The sequence below is a fragment of the Mesorhizobium sp. WSM4817 genome, assembly GCF_055811135.1.
In genome coordinates, this window is the sequence record NZ_JBVVQQ010000057.1 from 1 (window position 1) to 16,840 (window position 16,840).

The 16,840-nt window shown below is 62.9% G+C and carries 13 protein-coding genes and 1 pseudogene; 8 read left to right on the forward strand and 6 right to left on the reverse strand.

The genetic code is table 11. From position 1 onward, the window contains the following. Positions 1–63: 63 nt before the first annotated feature. Positions 64–1,554: pseudogene (gene pdxR, locus AC0L2K_RS33930) on the reverse strand (MocR-like pyridoxine biosynthesis transcription factor PdxR); the annotation flags it as partial. Positions 1,555–1,924: 370 nt separating this feature from the next. Here pdxR and pgi point away from each other — a divergent pair. Beyond that, positions 1,925–3,568 carry a glucose-6-phosphate isomerase gene (gene pgi, locus AC0L2K_RS33935; RefSeq protein ID WP_287239192.1) on the forward strand — a complete coding sequence of 548 codons (1,644 nt, stop codon included), beginning with the start codon at positions 1,925–1,927 and terminating at the stop codon, positions 3,566–3,568. A gap of 5 nt (positions 3,569–3,573) precedes the next feature. Then, positions 3,574–4,296 carry an HAD family hydrolase gene (locus AC0L2K_RS33940; RefSeq protein WP_023802893.1) on the forward strand — a complete coding sequence of 241 codons (723 nt, stop codon included), beginning with the start codon at positions 3,574–3,576 and terminating at the stop codon, positions 4,294–4,296. Here the strand turns inward: AC0L2K_RS33940 and AC0L2K_RS33945 are convergent. After that, positions 4,280–5,047: a class I SAM-dependent methyltransferase gene (locus AC0L2K_RS33945; RefSeq protein ID WP_473533528.1), complete on the reverse strand. Its 768-nt coding sequence runs from the start codon at positions 5,045–5,047 to the stop codon at positions 4,280–4,282. The genes AC0L2K_RS33940 and AC0L2K_RS33945 overlap by 17 nt on opposite strands. A 29-nt stretch (positions 5,048–5,076) precedes the next feature. Continuing rightward, positions 5,077–7,011, reverse strand: coding sequence for a long-chain-fatty-acid--CoA ligase (locus AC0L2K_RS33950; RefSeq protein ID WP_473533529.1), 1,935 nt, complete (start codon positions 7,009–7,011; stop codon positions 5,077–5,079). Between the two features lie 428 nt (positions 7,012–7,439). Between AC0L2K_RS33950 and AC0L2K_RS33955 the strand changes: the two genes are divergently transcribed. The 5 genes from AC0L2K_RS33955 to AC0L2K_RS33975 are packed head-to-tail and all read left to right on the forward strand — an operon-like array spanning position 7,440 to position 12,722. Further along, the gene (locus AC0L2K_RS33955; RefSeq protein WP_473533530.1) at positions 7,440–9,032 is read left to right on the forward strand and encodes an ABC transporter substrate-binding protein; all 1,593 of its coding nucleotides are present in this window, start codon (positions 7,440–7,442) and stop codon (positions 9,030–9,032) included. Between the two features lie 58 nt (positions 9,033–9,090). Next, positions 9,091–10,098 (forward strand): ABC transporter permease subunit, encoded by a 1,008-nt coding sequence (locus AC0L2K_RS33960; protein ID WP_023802897.1) that lies wholly within the window; start codon positions 9,091–9,093, stop codon positions 10,096–10,098. 1 nt (position 10,099) lies between these two features. Continuing rightward, entirely contained in the window at positions 10,100–11,017 is a 918-nt protein-coding gene (locus AC0L2K_RS33965) for an ABC transporter permease subunit (RefSeq protein ID WP_023802898.1), read from the forward strand. A gap of 2 nt (positions 11,018–11,019) precedes the next feature. Further along, on the forward strand, positions 11,020–11,895 hold the full coding sequence (locus AC0L2K_RS33970; RefSeq protein WP_473533534.1) for an ABC transporter ATP-binding protein: 876 nt from the start codon (positions 11,020–11,022) through the stop codon (positions 11,893–11,895). Continuing rightward, entirely contained in the window at positions 11,892–12,722 is an 831-nt protein-coding gene (locus AC0L2K_RS33975; RefSeq protein ID WP_473533531.1) for a dipeptide ABC transporter ATP-binding protein, read from the forward strand. The genes AC0L2K_RS33970 and AC0L2K_RS33975 overlap by 4 nt, the downstream gene beginning before the upstream one ends. A gap of 75 nt (positions 12,723–12,797) precedes the next feature. On the opposite strand, the gene AC0L2K_RS33980 is transcribed toward AC0L2K_RS33975, so the two are convergent. The 3 genes from AC0L2K_RS33980 to AC0L2K_RS33990 all read right to left on the reverse strand — a co-directional run bounded on the left by AC0L2K_RS33980 (position 12,798) and on the right by AC0L2K_RS33990 (position 14,270). Continuing rightward, complete coding sequence (locus tag AC0L2K_RS33980; protein WP_287066902.1) at positions 12,798–13,331, reverse strand: DUF2380 domain-containing protein; 534 nt, start codon at positions 13,329–13,331, stop codon at positions 12,798–12,800. A 121-nt stretch (positions 13,332–13,452) separates the two neighbouring features. Then, positions 13,453–13,779, reverse strand: a complete 327-nt coding sequence (locus AC0L2K_RS33985; protein ID WP_027151640.1) for a hypothetical protein — start codon at positions 13,777–13,779, stop codon at positions 13,453–13,455. Between the two features lie 65 nt (positions 13,780–13,844). Then, the gene (locus AC0L2K_RS33990; protein WP_473533532.1) at positions 13,845–14,270 is read right to left on the reverse strand and encodes a globin family protein; all 426 of its coding nucleotides are present in this window, start codon (positions 14,268–14,270) and stop codon (positions 13,845–13,847) included. Positions 14,271–14,565: 295 nt separating this feature from the next. On the opposite strand from AC0L2K_RS33990, the gene AC0L2K_RS33995 reads away from it, so the two are divergent. After that, the gene (locus tag AC0L2K_RS33995) at positions 14,566–15,693 is read left to right on the forward strand and encodes a PQQ-dependent sugar dehydrogenase (protein ID WP_473533533.1); all 1,128 of its coding nucleotides are present in this window, start codon (positions 14,566–14,568) and stop codon (positions 15,691–15,693) included. Positions 15,694–16,840: the final 1,147 nt, after the last annotated feature.

Below are 16,840 nucleotides of genomic sequence, written 5' to 3' on the forward strand. Positions count from 1 at the left end.
CCGGTCCCTTTTGGGTGTGTTAAAACACCAGGGGGCCGCTGCCGCCCCCGCCTCCCCCCCCCGGGCGGGCGCGGGCCTGCGCCCGGCCGCCGTCGCCAGTTCGCGGATGCCGGGCTCGATGTGCTGCAGCGCGATCGAGGAGATGCCGAGCCGCATGAAGCGCGACGGCTTTTCGGTGCGGTCGAAGAAACGGTCGCCGGGCTCGATGATGACGCTGCGCGAGGCGGCGGCCTCGGCCAGCCCGCGCGAATCGGTGCCGCGCGGCCCTTCGAGCCAGAGCGACGCGCCGCCGGCGGAATCGGTCGAGCGCCACTCCGGCAGGAAGGCGGAAATCGCATGGATCAGACGCTTGCGCCGTTCGTCGAAGGCGCTCGACAGCCGCCGCACCAGCGCCTCGTGATGGCCAAGCGACAGGAACAGCGCGACCGCGCGCTGGTTGTTGGCCGGCGGATGACGCAGCATGAAGCGGCGCAGCGCGCGAAGCTCGGAGATCAGCCCGGCCGAGGCGACGATGTAGCCGAGCCTAAGGCCCGGAGCCAGCGTCTTCGACATCGAGCCGACATAGATGACGCGGCCGGAACGGTCGAGGCTCTTCAGCGCCTGCTGCGGCGCCTCGTCCAGAAGCTGGCTGTCATAGCCGTCCTCGATGATGATCTGGTTGTGGCGATTGGCGCGCGCCAGCAAATCCTGCCGGCGCTCCGCCGACAGCGGCACCATGGTCGGGCAATGGTGGCTGGGCGTCACGAAGACGAAGCCGGAATCGTTGGGAATAGAAGCGGTTACAATGCCGGAATGGTCGACCGGGACCGGTGCGACGTCGGCACCCGCCAGCCGGAAGATCGAGCGTGCGTCGGGATAGCCGGGGTCTTCCATGGCCACCTTGGAGCCCTTGGTCATCAGCAGCGTCGCCAGCATGTAGAGCGCGTTCTGCGCGCCGAGCGTGACGATGATCTCATCGGGATTGGCGAAGATGCCGCGCCGCGGCAACAGCCGCGCCTGGATCTGCTCGATCAAAAGCGGATCGTCGCGGTCGACCATGTCGGACGCCCAATTGCGGATCTCGAGCACGGCCAGCGCCATGCGGTTGCACTCGCGCCACTCGGCTGTCGGGAACAGTGCCGGATCGAACTGGCCATAGACGAAGGGGTAGGACGACTTGATCCAGTTGTCGTGCTTGGCCGGCGGCGGCATGTCACTGGCCGCGATCTGCCGGCGCGCCTTCCAGTCGATCTCATTGGCCTGGTCTGGCGCCTTCTGGTGCGGTTTGGCCGGCGTCGCCAGCACGTCCGGATTGACGAAATGGCCGCGCCGTTCGCGCGCCACCAGGAAACCCTGGTCGACGAGCTGCTGGAATGCCAGCACCACGGTGCCGCGCGCCACGCCGAGTTTCTCGGCCAGGATCCGGCAGGACGGAAGCGGCATCGAAGCGGCGATTTGCCGGTCGAGGATGGCGGCGACGATCGCTTGGCGGATCTGCGCCTGCAGGGTCTGGCCGGATTCCGCCGAAATCCGGAACAGGCCGGACCATATGGCCGTGTCGTTTCGCTGTGGCATGGGGATGTTCCTCGATGGCCAGCCTTTTTCACCTGGCTGGACCAGTCGAATGTACCGGTGGCACAAGCTGTTGCGCCAATCAATTTTTCTGATCACTGGGATTTACGCCAGTGATCCTTCCCAAGGGTGACGCAAAGCGTCATCCCGCTGGTGACGCAGCGCGTAATCCCGCTGGTGACGCAAAGCGTCATCCGGCTGCCTGACGCAGCGCGCCATCCCCCGCGTGCCGCGTTGCGTCATCGCTGCCTGACGCAACGCGTCATCGCGGCGCATTGAAACCAGTCGATTTCGGCTAGATAGTTCGGCGCGACGACACGCGCCGGAAACACCCGGTCTGTTATGTTGGCATTTCAAGGCTCGGAGTGAGGCAGTGGATCAATCGTCCTTTCAAAAACAGCTCGACGCCCTGCGCGATCACCGTGCGGCCAAATCGGGCAGCATGCGCGAGGCTTTCGCCGCCGATCCGCAGCGCTTCGAAAAATTCTCCGCCACCGACGGCGACCTGCTGCTCGACTGGTCGAAATGCGCGGTCGATGCGCAGACGATGGATCTGCTCGAGAAGCTGGCGGCAGCCGCCGATCTCGAAGGCCGGCGCGCTGCGATGTTCTCGGGCAAGAAGATCAACGTCACCGAAGGCCGCGCCGTGCTGCACACCGCGCTGCGCAACCTGAACGGCAAGGGCATCGTGCTAGACGGCCAGGACGTGAAGGCGCAGGTTGTCGCCGTGCTCGATGCGATGGGTGGCTTCGCCGATGCCGTGCGCTCCGGCAAGGCGGCCGGCGCCACCGGCAAGAAGATCACCGACATCGTCAACATCGGCATCGGCGGGTCCGACCTTGGCCCGGCCATGGCGACGCTGGCGCTGGCGCCCTATCACGACGGGCCGCGCACGCATTACGTGTCGAACATCGATGGCGCCCATATCCACGACACGCTGAAGGGCCTCTCCGCCGAAACCACGCTGTTCATCGTTGCTTCCAAGACCTTCACCACCATCGAGACGATGACCAATGCCGAGACGGCGCGCGAATGGGTGCAGAAGGCGCTCGGCAAGGAAGCGGTCGGCAAGCATTTCGCCGCCGTCTCGACGGCGCTCGACCTGGTGGCCAAGTTCGGCATTGCGTCCGACCGCGTCTTCGGCTTCTGGGACTGGGTCGGCGGACGCTATTCGGTGTGGGGCGCGATCGGCCTGCCGGTGATGATCGCCGTCGGCCCGAAGAATTTTCGCGCCTTTCTCGATGGCGCGCATGCGATGGACGAACATTTCCAGACGGCGCCGCTGGCCAGCAACCTGCCGGCGCTGATGGGGCTGATCGGCTGGTGGCATCGGGTGATCTGCCAATACCCCGCCCGCGCCGTCATTCCCTACGACCAGCGCCTGTCCAGGCTGCCGGCCTATCTGCAGCAGCTCGATATGGAATCGAACGGCAAGAGCGTCACCCTCGACGGCGGCGCTGTCCAGACGCCGACCGGCCCGCTGGTCTGGGGCGAGCCCGGCACCAATGGCCAGCACGCCTTCTTCCAGCTGCTGCACCAGGGCACCGATTTCATTCCGGTCGAATTCCTCGCCGCAGCCATCGGCCATGAGCCGGATCTCAAGCATCACCACGACCTGTTGCTCGCCAACTGCCTGGCGCAGTCGGAGGCGTTCATGAAGGGTCGCACGCTGGAGGAAGCGCGTGCGCAGATGCTGGCAAAGGGCATGGCGCCCACCGAGGTCGACAGGATCGCCCCGCATCGCGTCTTCTCCGGCAACCGGCCCTCGGTGACGATCCTCTACAGACAACTCGATCCGCATACGTTCGGACGGCTGATCGCGCTCTATGAGCACCGCGTCTTCGTCGAGGGCACGCTCTTCAACATCAATTCCTTCGACCAATGGGGAGTCGAGTTGGGCAAGGAACTGGCGACCGGGCTACTGCCTGTCGTGGAAGGCAAGGAGAATGCCGCAAAGCGGGACGCTTCGACTGCCGGACTGGTGGGACACATCCATCGATTGCGCGGATCGGAGTAAGCAGCTTGGCCGAGATCAAAGGAATATTGTTCGACAAGGACGGCACCCTTGTCGACTTCAACGCGACGTGGCTCGGCGTTGCCGATTTCATGGCGATGGATGCGGCGGAGGGCGACCGCTGGAAGGCCGACAGGCTGCTTGCCGCGGCGGGCTACGATTTCGCCACCAAACGCTTCAAGCCCGATTCCATCTTTGCCTCCGGCACCAACATGGATGTCGTCGAGCTTTGGTTTCCGCGACTGTCGGATGAAGACCAGATGCTTGCCGTCGCCCGCTTCAACGAGATAACCTCGGTGCAGGGCTCGTCGATGGCGGTGGCGCTGCCGGGCATCGTCGAGACGCTTGGCGTTCTTCACAGGAAATCCTACCGGCTCGGCGTCGCCACCAACGATTCGACCACTGGCGCTGAGAAGACATTGCTCACGCTGGGCGTCGCGCAGCTGTTCGACGCCGCCTATGGTTACGACGCGGTGGCCAATCCGAAACCGGCGCCCGACACGATCCTCGCCTTCTCGGACCTGACCGGCCTGAGGCCTGCCGCGATCGCCGTGGTCGGCGACAATCGCCACGATCTGGAGATGGCGCGGGCCGGCGGCTGCGGTCTGGCGATTGGCGTGCTTTCCGGCACCGGGACGCGGGAATCGCTGTCGCAGATCGCCGATGTCATTCTGGATTCGGTTGCCGATCTGCCCGACTTTCTTTCGGCAAAGGTCAAGGAGACGATCTGAACTCGCCTCCGAGTTGCTCCGGCTCAAACGAGAAGACGCCGCTCGGCTTCGTCGCCGCGCCTTTTGCTTGGCCGACATCCGGCACCTGGTATTCGGCCAACTGGCGAAGCCGCGAGCGGGGCAAGTAGGCGCGGCCCGGGTCGCCGATCAGCACGTTGATGCCGGCGGCCAGGCAGCGGTCGAGGAAGGGGATCACCCGGTCGGCGAGATCTTGCCGGTAAAACAAGTCGCCAACTGCCACGACGTCCACGGGCGGCGGCGGACCGGCGGTGATGTCCTCGCCGACGACCGTGATTTCGACGCCGTTCGCCGCCGCATTGAGACCGAGCGCGGCGACGCCATTGCGGTCGATCTCGGATGCAATCACTTGGCTGGCGCCGGCCCTTGCCGCGGCGATACCGACGAGGCCAGACCCGGCGCCGAGATCGAGCACGCGAAGCCCAGCCACGGTCTCCGGCCGATCGAGGATGTAGCGGGCAAGCACCGCGCCGCCGGCCCAGGCATAGGCCCAGTAAGGAGGCTGCGGCTCGGGGCCATCCTCGTCGGCTTCGTTTGCTTCTTCTTCCGGCTCGGCTGCTCGTCCTTGTGGACGCGTCAGCCGCCACAGTCCGCTCGCTGGATGGGCTGCATAAAGCCGGATTTCGGGAAGCGCGGCAACAGGGGCGATACGCATGTTCGCCTTGATGAACGTTAGCGGATCGGGACGGGAAAGCGTATCCGCCGCGTCATCGACAGTAAGGCCATCGGCCAAAATTGTCCCTATTCCCGCCCAAATTCTTCCTATTCCCGCAACGCCCGCCGCAGGATCTTGCCGACCGGCGTCTTCGGCAGTTCGGTCCGAAACTCGATGTATTTTGGCCGCTTGTAGCCGGTCAGGTTCTCGCGGCAATAGACAGTCAGCACCTCTGCGGTCAGCGACGGGTCCTTCTTGACGACGAACAGCTTCGGCACTTCGCCTGAATGCTCGTCCGGCACGCCGATCGCGGCCACTTCGAGCACGCCCGGATGCAGCGCCACCACTTCCTCGAGTTCGTTCGGATAGACGTTGAAGCCGGACACAAGGATCATGTCTTTCTTGCGGTCGACGATCTTGGTGAAGCCGCGCTCGTCCATGAAGCCCATGTCGCCCGACTTGAAGAAACCGTCCTTGGTCATCACCTTGGCGGTCTCGTCCGGCCGGTTCCAGTAACCGGCCATCACCTGCGGTCCGCGGATGCAGATCTCGCCGACTTCGCCGGGCGGCAAATCATTGCCGTCTTCGTCGCGGATGGCGATCTCGGTCGAGGGCAGCGGCAGGCCGATCGTGCCGGTGAAGTTGCCGTCGCTGAATGTGTTGGCGGTGGCCACCGGCGAGGTTTCCGAAAGCCCGTAGCCCTCGGTGACCGGGCAGCCGGTCAACGCCTTCCAGCGTTCGGCGACACCCTTCTGCACCGCCATGCCGCCACCCAGCGTCAGGATCAGCGGCCTGAAGTCGAGCTTGCGGAAATCCTCATTGTTGAGCAGCGCGTTGAACAGCGTGGTGAGGCCTGGAAAGATGTGGATCGGGTATTTGCCGAGTTGCTTGACGAAGCCGGGAATGTCGCGCGGATTGGGAATGAGTATGTTCTGGCCACCCAGTTGCATGCCCATCAGCGCGTTCACCGTCAGCGCGAAGATATGATAGAGCGGCAGCGCGCAGATGAAGTTGAGATGCGCCGGCTTGGGCTTGACCGTGAAGGCGTCCTCGATCCACAGCGCGTTCTGCGCGACGTTGGCCAGCACGTTGCTGTGCAGCAGCACCGCGCCCTTCGAGATGCCGGTGGTGCCGCCGGTATATTGCAGGAAGGCGACGTCGTCGGCAGCGACATGCACCGGCTTGAAATTCATGCCGGCGGCTGCCTTCAACGCGGCATTGAACTTGACATGGCCCGGCAGCGACCAGGCCGGCACCATCTTCTTCACGCGGCGCACGACGAGATTTACGATCGTCCCCTTCAGGCCGCCAAGCATATCGCCCATCGCCGCGACCACGACATGCTTGACCGCCGTTTTGGCGATCACCGCCTGCAAGGTGCTGGCGAAATTCTCGAGAATGACGATGGCTTGCGCGCCGGAATCCTTGAGCTGATGTTCCAGCTCGCGCGGCGTGTAGAGCGGGTTGACGTTGACCACGACATAGCCAGCGCGCAGCACTGCCATCATCGCAACCGGATATTGCAGCACGTTCGGCATCATCAGCGCCACGCGTGCGCCTTTCGGCAGTCCCGTCGATTGCAGATAGGCGCCGAAGGCGGCCGATTGCCGCTCGACTTCCGCATAGGTGATGGTCTTGCCCATGCAGGTAAAGGCAGGCCGGCTGGCGTACTGCTTGCAGACGTCGGCGAGCAGATCGCCGATGGAGCCGAAGGGCAGAGCGCCGATCTCGGCCGGAACGACTTTCGGATAGCTTTTGAGCCAGGGTTTTTCCGGCAATCCGGCGGCAACCACATTCGGCAGCCTTGTGGCCGGACCTGGGTTTGACGTCGATGCAGCCGCTGTCGGTGCCGCCTTCGCCGCTGGTTTGGCGGCGGCGGGCTTTGCGCCACCCTTCGCGGATACATTGGCCTTCGCGGGCACCGCGGCCGCCTTCGGCTTGGCTTTGGCCGTCGGCGCTTTTAGCTTGTCGGGGCTGGCCGGTTTCGCAGCAGTTTTGGCCTTGGCTGTCGCTGGTGCCGTCGTCCTTGGTGTTTTTGCCACTCGTCCCTCCCTCGATTGTTCTTATTGTCTCTGCCTGCTCACCGCGTCGCCTCCGAATGACAGAGACGTCCCCCGCTGCTGCCGGCATCCAGGAAATCCAGCCTGTCATCTATGTATTGCGACTATCGGCAGCCGTGCAAGTCTGCCCCTGCGGCAAGGTGGGAAGAAATCGTCCGCGGCAACGACCAGCCGAAGGTCGCAGTTCCTCACCAACGCCGGGTTGAAGATCAATAAAAAAATGCAGTCGTTAACATTACCGTGATAGGCGGTAATTGACATTTCGTTCTCCTTTTTGGCGAGTGCGCAGAAATAAATTCTGCTTCCCATGGGGTAGGCAAACGGGGTGTTCCAAAGCCGGAAAAACGGTGCTTATATGCGCGCTTCACGAGCCTGATAGAGGGGCTTGGAAGAACATCAGGGAGTCCTCCATGAAAAAGAAACTGACTTTTGCGGCCGCGTTGCTGGCCGCAAGCGTCCTCGGCGGCATGGCCAATGCGAAACAGCTGGTCTACTGCTCGGAGGCGTCGCCGGCCGGCTTCGACCCGTCGCCGTGGAGCGGTGGCAACGATTTCGACGCGTCGTCGCGCACCATCTATTCGCGCCTAGTCGAGTTCGAACACGGCAAGACCACCATCACGCCTGGCCTCGCCGAGAGCTGGACGGTTTCCGACGACGGTCTCGAATACACGTTCAAGCTTCGGCCGGGCGTGAAGTTCCAGACCACCGACTACTTCACGCCGACGCGCGATCTCAACGCCGACGACGTGATCTTCTCCTTCGAGCGCCAGTGGAAGAAGGAAAACCCGTGGTTCGACTATCTGGCAGGCACCGGCTGGGAGTATTTTGCCGGCATGGGCTTCCCGGATCTTCTCAAGGAGATCGTCAAGGTCGACGACCTGACTGTGAAATTCGTGCTGAACAAGCCTGAGGTCGCTTTCCTGCCGGATCTCGGCATGGATTTCGCTTCGATCGTCTCCAAGGAATATGCCGACCAGCTCGACAAGGCCGGCACCAGGCAGCAATTCACCCAGAAGCCGATCGGCACCGGTCCGTTCCAGTTCGTCGACTACCAGGTCGACGCGGTCATTCGCTATGCGGCATGGGACGGCTACTATGGCGGCCGCCAGAAGATCGACGATCTGATCTTCGCCATCACCACCGATCCGGCCGTGCGCGCGCAGAAGCTGAAGGCGGGCGAGTGCGATATCATGTCGTACCCGGCCCCGGCCGACATTGCCGGCCTGAAAGCCGACCCGAACCTCAAGGTCGACGAGCAGGAAGGCCTGAACATCGGCTACATGGCCTACAACACGACGCAGGCGCCCTTCGACAAGGTCGAGGTCCGCAAGGCCCTCAACATGGCCGTCAACAAGCAGGCCATTCTCGATGCGGTCTATCAGGGCGCTGGCCAGGCGGCGATAAACCCGATCCCGCCGACGATGTGGTCCTATAACAAGGAGGTCAAGGACGATCCGTACGATCCGGACGCGGCCAAGAAGATGCTGACTGATGCCGGCGTCACGGATCTGTCGATGAAGATCTGGGCAATGCCGGTCAGCCGCCCGTACAATCCGAACGCCCAACGGGTCGCGGAACTGATCCAGGCCGACTACGCCAAGATCGGCGTGAAGGCCGAGATCGTCAGCTACGAATGGACCGAGTATCGCGAACGCGGCAAGCAGAAGGACCGTGACGGCGCCTTCCAGCTCGGCTGGACCGGCGACAATGGCGACCCGGACAACTTCCTGTTCCTGCTCGGCTGCGATGCCATCGGCCAGTCCAACTATGCGATCTGGTGCAACCAGGAGTTCGAAGCCCTGCTGCAGAAGGGCAAGGCGACCACGGACGTCGCCGAGCGCACCAAGATCTACGAGGAGGCTCAGGTCGTGTTCAAGCGTGAGGCGCCGTGGCTGACCATCGCCCATTCCAAGGTCTTCATGCCGATGAACAAGAAAGTTACGGGCTTCATCATGGATCCGCTCGGCATTCATCGGTTTGACGGCGTCGACGTCGCCGAATAACTGCTGAGAAATAGAACGGCGACGCTGGACTTAAAGCGCCGCCGTTCTATGAAGCAAGATGCTCCGCTATCTCCTCCACAAGCTCGCCTTGATCATCCCGACCGTGTTCGGCATATCGCTGGCGGCGTTCGCTTTCGTCCGGCTTCTGCCGGGCGACCCGATCACGGCCCTGGCCGGCGAGCGCGGCGTCAGCCCGGAACGCTACGCCGAGCTTGTCGAGCGGTTTGGCTACAACCGGCCCTATGTCGTCCAGTATCTGGAGTATATCGGCAGGGTCCTGACCGGCGACTTCGGCATATCGCTCGCCACCAAGCGCCCAGTGCTCGGTGAATTCCAGGCGCTGTTTCCGGCGACGCTGGAACTGGCGACGATCGCGCTGATCATCGCCGTGCTCATCGGCATTCCCGCCGGCATCTTCGCCGCGGTCAAGCGCGGATCCTGGTTCGACCAGGCGACGATGGGCGTGGCGCTGACCGGCTATTCGATGCCGATCTTCTGGTGGGGACTGCTGCTCATCATCTTCTTCTCCGGCTATCTCGGCTGGACGCCGGTTTCCGGCCGCATCGGCCTTCAATATTTCTTCAAGCCGACGACGGGGTTCATGCTGATCGACAGCCTGATCTCCGGCAAGAGCGGCGCTTTCAGGTCCGCCGCCAGTCATCTTGTTCTGCCGGCGATCGTGCTGGCGACAATCCCGCTCGCCGTCATAGCGCGCCAGACGCGGTCGGCGATGCTGGAGGTGCTGGGCGAAGACTATGTCCGCACCGCCCGCGCCAAGGGCCTGGCGCCGCGTCGCGTCATCGGGCTCCACGCTTTTCGCAATGCGCTGATCCCCGTCGTCACCACCATCGGCCTGCAGGTCGGCACGCTGATGGCGGGCGCCATCCTGACCGAAACGATCTTTTCCTGGCCCGGTATCGGCAAGTGGATGATCGACGCGATCGCCAAGCGCGACTATGTTGTCGTCCAGAGCGGCTTGCTGATCATCGCGCTGATCGTCATGGCGGTGAACCTGATCGTCGACGTGCTCTACGCCGTCATCAACCCACGTATCCGGGTGCAGTGAGATGACCGACCAAACCACGGCAGAAGCCACCGCCGCCTCCATTCCGACCGGCGGCCGGCAACGCGCCTTCACCGAGTTCTGGCATTACTACTCGATGAACACCGGCGCCGTCATCGGCCTGGTCGTGTTCACTGCGCTGGTGCTGGTGGCGATCTTCGCGCCGTTGGTCGCGCCGCATTCGCCTGACGAACAGTTCCGCGATGCGCTGCTGGCGCCGCCGGCCTGGCAGGAGGGCGGCAGATCGACGTTCCTGCTCGGCACCGACGCCGTTGGCCGCGACATGCTTTCGCGGCTGATTTTCGGGGCTCGGTTCTCGCTGTTCATCGGTCTGGTCGTCGTTGTTTTCTCGCTGACCAGCGGTATCGTCCTCGGCGTGCTCGCCGGCTATTTCCGCGGCTGGGTCGATACGCTGATCATGCGCGTCATGGACGTCATCCTGGCCTTCCCGTCGCTGCTGCTTGCCCTGGTTCTGGTGGCGATCCTCGGACCCGGCCTGTTCAACGCCATGCTGGCGATCGCGCTGGTGCTGCAGCCGCATTTCGCGCGGCTCACCCGTGCGGCGGTGATGGCCGAAAAGAACCGCGAATATGTGATCTCCGCCAAGGTGGCCGGTGCCAGCCATCTCAGGCTGATGGTGAAGACGATCCTGCCGAACTGCATGGCGCCGCTGATCGTGCAGGCGACGCTGTCCTTCTCCAACGCCATTCTCGAGGCCGCGGCTCTTGGCTTCCTTGGCGTCGGCGCGCAGCCGCCAACCCCGGAATGGGGCACCATGCTGGCCACGGCGCGCGAGTTCATCCTGCGCGCGCCATGGGTGGTGACCTTCCCCGGCCTTGCCATCCTGATCACGGTGCTTGCGATCAACCTGATCGGCGATGGCCTGCGCGATGCCTTCGACCCCAAGCTGAAGAGGTCGTGACCATGCCTCTTCTCGAGATCAAGAACCTCACCGTGTCGTTTGATACCGCCGCCGGACCATTCATGGCCGTGCAAGGGATCGACCTGTCGATCGAGCCGCGCGAGGTGCTGGCGATCGTCGGCGAATCCGGCTCCGGCAAATCGGTGGCGATGCTGGCGGTGATGGGGCTGTTGCCGAACACGGCGACGGTAAAGGCCGATCGCATGGCCTTCGACGGCATCGACCTGCTTGAGCTCAGCCCGTCCGAGCGCCGTAAGATCGTCGGCAAGGACATCTCGATGATCTTCCAGGAGCCGATCGCCAGCCTCAACCCGTGCTTCACCGCTGGTTTCCAGATCGAGGAGGTGCTGCGCTTCCATTTGGGCATGGACCGCGCCCAGCGCCGGGCCCGTGCCATCGAACTGATGAAGCTGGTCGGCATCGCCGATCCTGAAGAGCGGCTGAACTCATTCCCGCACCAGATGTCGGGCGGCCAGTGCCAGCGCGTCATGATCGCCATCGCCATCGCCTGCAATCCGAAGCTGCTGATCGCCGATGAGCCGACCACCGCGCTCGACGTCACCATCCAGAAGCAGATTCTCGACCTTTTGGTCGGCTTGCAGGCCAAATACGGCATGGGCCTGATCATGATCACCCACAATATGGGCGTCGTCGCCGAGACAGCCGACCGCGTCATCGTCCAGTACAAGGGCCGCAAGATGGAAGAGGCCGACGTTCTGTCGCTGTTCGAGCAGCCGAAGAGCAACTACACGCGCGCGCTGCTGTCGGCGCTGCCGGAGAACGCCGTCGGCGACCGGCTGCCGACCATTTCCGACATGCTGTTCGAACCGGCCCCCTATGCTGCTGGAGCCGGGCGTGCTGCGGGAGCCGCGTCATGAGCGTGACGGTTCTCGAAGGCAAGAACATCGTGCGCGACTACCATGTCGGCGGCGGCCTGTTTCGTCCCTCGCGCACGGTGCATGCGGTCAAGGGCGTTTCGTTCAGTGTTGACAAGGGCAAGACGCTGGCCATCGTCGGCGAAAGCGGCTGCGGCAAGTCGACGCTCGCACGTATCATCACGCTGATCGATCCGGCGACAGCGGGCGAACTCTTCATCGACGGCAACAAGGTCGACACCGCCAAAAATGGGCTGACGAAGGAGATGCGTCGCAAGGTGCAGATCGTCTTCCAGAACCCCTATGGTTCGCTCAATCCGCGCCAGAAGATCGGCGACGTGCTGGGCGAGCCGCTGCTCATCAACACCGACACGCCAGCCGACGAACGGCGCGATCTCGCCATGAAGATGCTGAAGAAGGTCGGCCTTGGACCGGAGCACTACAACCGCTATCCGCACATGTTCTCGGGCGGCCAGCGCCAGCGCATCGCCATTGCCCGCGCGCTGATGCTCAATCCGAGCCTTTTGGTGCTCGACGAGCCGGTCTCGGCGCTCGATCTGTCGGTGCAGGCGCAGGTGCTCAACCTGCTCGCCGACCTGCAGGACGAGTTCGAGCTGACCTATGTCTTCATCAGCCACGACCTGTCGGTGGTGCGCTACATCGCCGACGAGGTGATGGTCATGTATTATGGCGAGGCCGTCGAATACGGCTCGCGCGACGAGGTCTTTGCCGACCCCAAGCACAGCTACACCAAAACGCTGTTCGCGGCGACGCCGCGCGCCGACGTCGCCAGCATCAAGGCGAGGCTGGCGAAGAAGAAGGCCGCCTGACGCCGCAATTGCGGTACCCAGCCCATGCTGAGGTTCAGGGCGCCGGCTGATCAAAGACTACAGCGACGGCGATTCCTACGGAATGCAGTGCTTCTCGACGTCACGCGCGGTGAACTCTGCTGCTCGCCGCCATGCTTCGTCGGTATCTCCCCGGTAAGTCAGGTATCGATCGCAGACAGGTTTGTTGTTGCTCAAATCCAGCACTGCAAACTTCACCCAGCCGACCAGCGTGCTCATCTTGTGCACCTGACCGATCAGGAGATATTTCGCGCTGGCTGTTTTTGCCTGTTTCGAGAGATCGACAAGGCCGGGGTCCTTGATGGTGCACTGTTCTGCCTGACAGGGTAACGCGACCAGCTTGATCTTCTCCGAAAGGCCATCCTGCAACGTAACGCCAAATGCCTTCAGTCGCGCTTCGTGTTCGGCGGTCTGGTCCCTGACTTCGCCTGATGTATCCCTGAACTCGAAATCCGCGACGGCGAGGGTCGCTGGCTCGACGACATCGGCAAAAGCGGCCGGCGCAAGTAGACCAGCGACCATCAGGATCAGGAAAAATTGTCCGCACTCAAAAAGTCGAAATCGAACTTCCGCACTTTGCACCTTGAGCATCTCGTTTCTCCGAGGTTAGGACGATACCCATCCCAATGACGGTGCCGATTTGTCTCTTCGCGCTGCTGGAAGACGCGGAAGCGGGCGCCCCGGTTGCGTCGCGACGTCAACTTTCAACCTGTTACTGGGTGGACTCCACCTCCGCCACAACCAGCTTGCCTTTGGCGCGCGAGATTTCGAGTGCCTGGCCGGCCCCTGCCAACGCGCCCGGGACCGAGATCACGAACGCCTGGCCCTCGCTGAGGGTCGCGACGAAGCGTACTGGCAGGTTTTCTTCGCCCGCCGCCATCGTGGTGACCACCCGGTAGCCGTCATCCGCCTCCGTGTAGTAGACGACGCCATGAAAATTGCCGAGATCAACGGTCCCACCCTGACGGGCCGTGAGTTCGCCGGCAGAAGCGGAACCGGCCACGACGCAAAGCGCTGCAAGTGCTGTGTATCTGAACATGGTGTTTCTCTCCATTTGGAATTGTCGTTTGGGTGGGTGGTCGCCTGCGGCTGCATCCCCAAAAATTACGCGGCGAGCTGATCCTCACGGGCAGCCGCGATCATCACGCTGGCGAGCAACCCGTAGGCCGCCTCCCAGGCCTCGCGGACAGCCGGCGTAAAAGCCGTGCCGAGGCCGGCCGCCAGCGTCTCGATGAGCGCTTGCCCGACGATCGGGTAATGACGCTCCTCGACGCCGTAGGTCACGTGACGCTTGGCGAGCACGCGCACCGTCGGCAGGATGGTGTCGGCGCGTTCCAGTCCATGCACGACGAAGCCGAGGCTCGCCATCAGCTTGGCGCCTTGCTTGGTCATGTCTGTCACCGGAAACAGCGCGCGAAGATCCGCGTCGATCGCGAACAGGCGCTCGTAGAACAGCGCGGCGGCGGCCACGCGGATCGGCACGATCTCGCGAAAACTGTCCTGGATAAGTCTGGTCTGGTCGGGTGTCATCGGCGACGCTCCTGCGTTCCTGGTCTTGCGGCGACCATCACCCCAAAGCGTTTCGCATGCATGTCGCCTGCGCCTGGATGTGTTTCAGTTGTGTCTCAATTGGTTTCAGTTCGCGCTCATTTGTCTTCTTTATCTAGAGGCATGCCGAGAGTGCCAGGCCGAACTCTCGCCGACCTCGACCTGGCCATAGCTGAAAAACCTGGCGCGGCGCCAGCTTGGAACTGCATCGGTAGTCGGTCATTATATCGGAGAGCCGGCGGCTCCTCCCCTATGCCTCCGTTCGGATGGAGAAATCATGCTGCGGATATTCATTGCTTCGTCTTTTCTTCTCGCCTTCGGTGCCCCCTCGACCACGCTCGCGCAGGGCAGCAGCATCGAGAGCGAGACAGGCCGCGTTGCGGTCGAGACCTTTGCCGAAGGGCTTGAGCATCCCTGGGGCGCGACTTACCTGCCCGACGGCGCGCTGCTGGTCACCGAGCGTCCGGGGCGGCTGCGGCTTGTCTTGACCGACGGAGCCGTTTCCGGTCCGATCGACGGTGTGCCGGCCGTCCTTGCCAGCGGACAAGGCGGTCTGCTGGATGTGGCGCTCGATCCGGACTTTGCCAACAACCGAACGGTTTATCTCTCCTATTCGGAGGAACGCGGCGGCGGCGCGGCCACCTCGGTCGGCCGTGGACGCCTGGACGAGAACGGCAGCGCGCTTTCGAACTTCGAAGTGATCTTCCGGCAGGAACCAGCCGTATCCAGCCGGCTGCACTACGGCTCCCGCCTGGTATTCGCGCCGGATGGCAAGCTCTTCGTCACGCTCGGTGAGCGCGGCAAGATGCGTGAGGCGCAGGACCCGAACAATCATCTCGGCACGATCGTCCGCATCAACCCCGATGGTTCCGTGCCTGACGACAATCCCTTCGTCGGCAAGGACGGCGCCGACGAGATCTGGTCCTACGGCCATCGCAATGTGCAAAGTGCTGCGCTCCATCCCCAAACCGGCGTGCTCTGGACGGCGGAAATGGGACCGCTCGGCGGCGATGAGCTGAACATTCCGCAAGCGGGCAGGAATCACGGCTGGCCCGTGGTCAGCTGGGGCCGGCACTATTCGGGCGAACGCATCCCCGAACCGTCGACGCGGCCGGAGTTTGCCGACTCCATCCATAGCTGGACGCCCGTCATCTCGCCTTCTGGCATGACCTTCTACACCGGCGACATGTTTGCCGATTGGCGAGGCGACCTCTTGATTGGCGGACTGTCGGCGGAAGGTATCGTTCGTGTCAGGATCGACGGAAAGCAGGTCGCCGGCGAGGAAGTCCTCGCTCTCGGCAGGCGTATCCGGGACGTGGTGCAGGCTCCCGACGGCGCGGTCATGGCGTTGACCGACGAACCAGCGGGAAAGATATTGCGACTGACTCCGGGAGCGTCGCAGTGATGCCGCGCGGTGCGACAGGCGCGTTTTCTGAACTGGTCGCTCTACCCTCGGAATCCCGCTAAGCCTTGAGAAATATTAGTGTCGCTTAGTGACGCGAAGACCTGAGTGAAATTCAAAAGTCCTGCATTTGCCACCGAAATTGCTGATTTTGTTGCGCTCTGCGTGACGCTGAACTCATTCGAGGACGGGATTAGACTGCGGCCCGGCGAAGTGGGTCCGAATATTCTGTCCGGCTTCTTTAGAAAGCTAAAGGCCAGTTCTCCGCGCGGCAGTCGCGACCCTGGCCGACAAATCGCCCGACAGTGCAGCTGCGAGCCTGACGGGTGCGCCTGTAGCGGCAACGCTAGCCAACTACCCGACAGCCTTATGTCCAGGTGCATGACTGAAGCGGCCGGTGCCGGTGGTCGTCGGTACCTCGGCGAGCACGCCTCATGTACTGTCTAGATTTGCCTGCCTAGCCGGTCCTGTGGGCGTAGCTAATGACGTTCTTTGTCTTCTTGCACGTGGAGCAGACCTCTTTTCGTCGGCTGAATCCGAATGCGCAGGCAAGCTCTCGTGTCTTGTGATTGGCGTGCTGGCGAATTGACAGTTTGATACTGTCCGCAATGCAGTCGTCGCAAACGGCGCGGGGAGCTTTCCCTTGGATGAACTCCCGTACAGTGTCCAAGACCGTCATGTGCTATCCATTGCTTGAGGGGCTACAGCTGCAGTTTGAGTTTCAAAGACTTCCGGGAGCGGCAGGGCTGCCGAGCCTGTCCCATGCTTCTTGATACTGAGGAAGCGCATAGGACTTTGGCTGTAGCCAATACGATATCGTGCCAGTTGCACTCATTCCCCGATGCGCTGCGGCTTTCACTTCGTCCTTCGTGAGGACATAGCACGTTGGTGCTGCGGTGTTCGCATTGATCGTTACAACCCACCAATCTGAGCGAAGGGTGTCCAGCGAACCACCCAGCGGCACTGGGTCTTTCTTCGATCCATTACTCTTTAGGACTCTTTAGGGGCCGCAACGCCCGTCGCGGGCGGCAGGCCGGGTTGTTGTTGTTCGGGAGTTATGTCGGCAGTCGTGCGCGCTGGGGCACCAGCGTAACAGGCCACATCGGCGATTTGCTTAGGGTTGCGGGACCACGCCGCCGAGCGATATCCC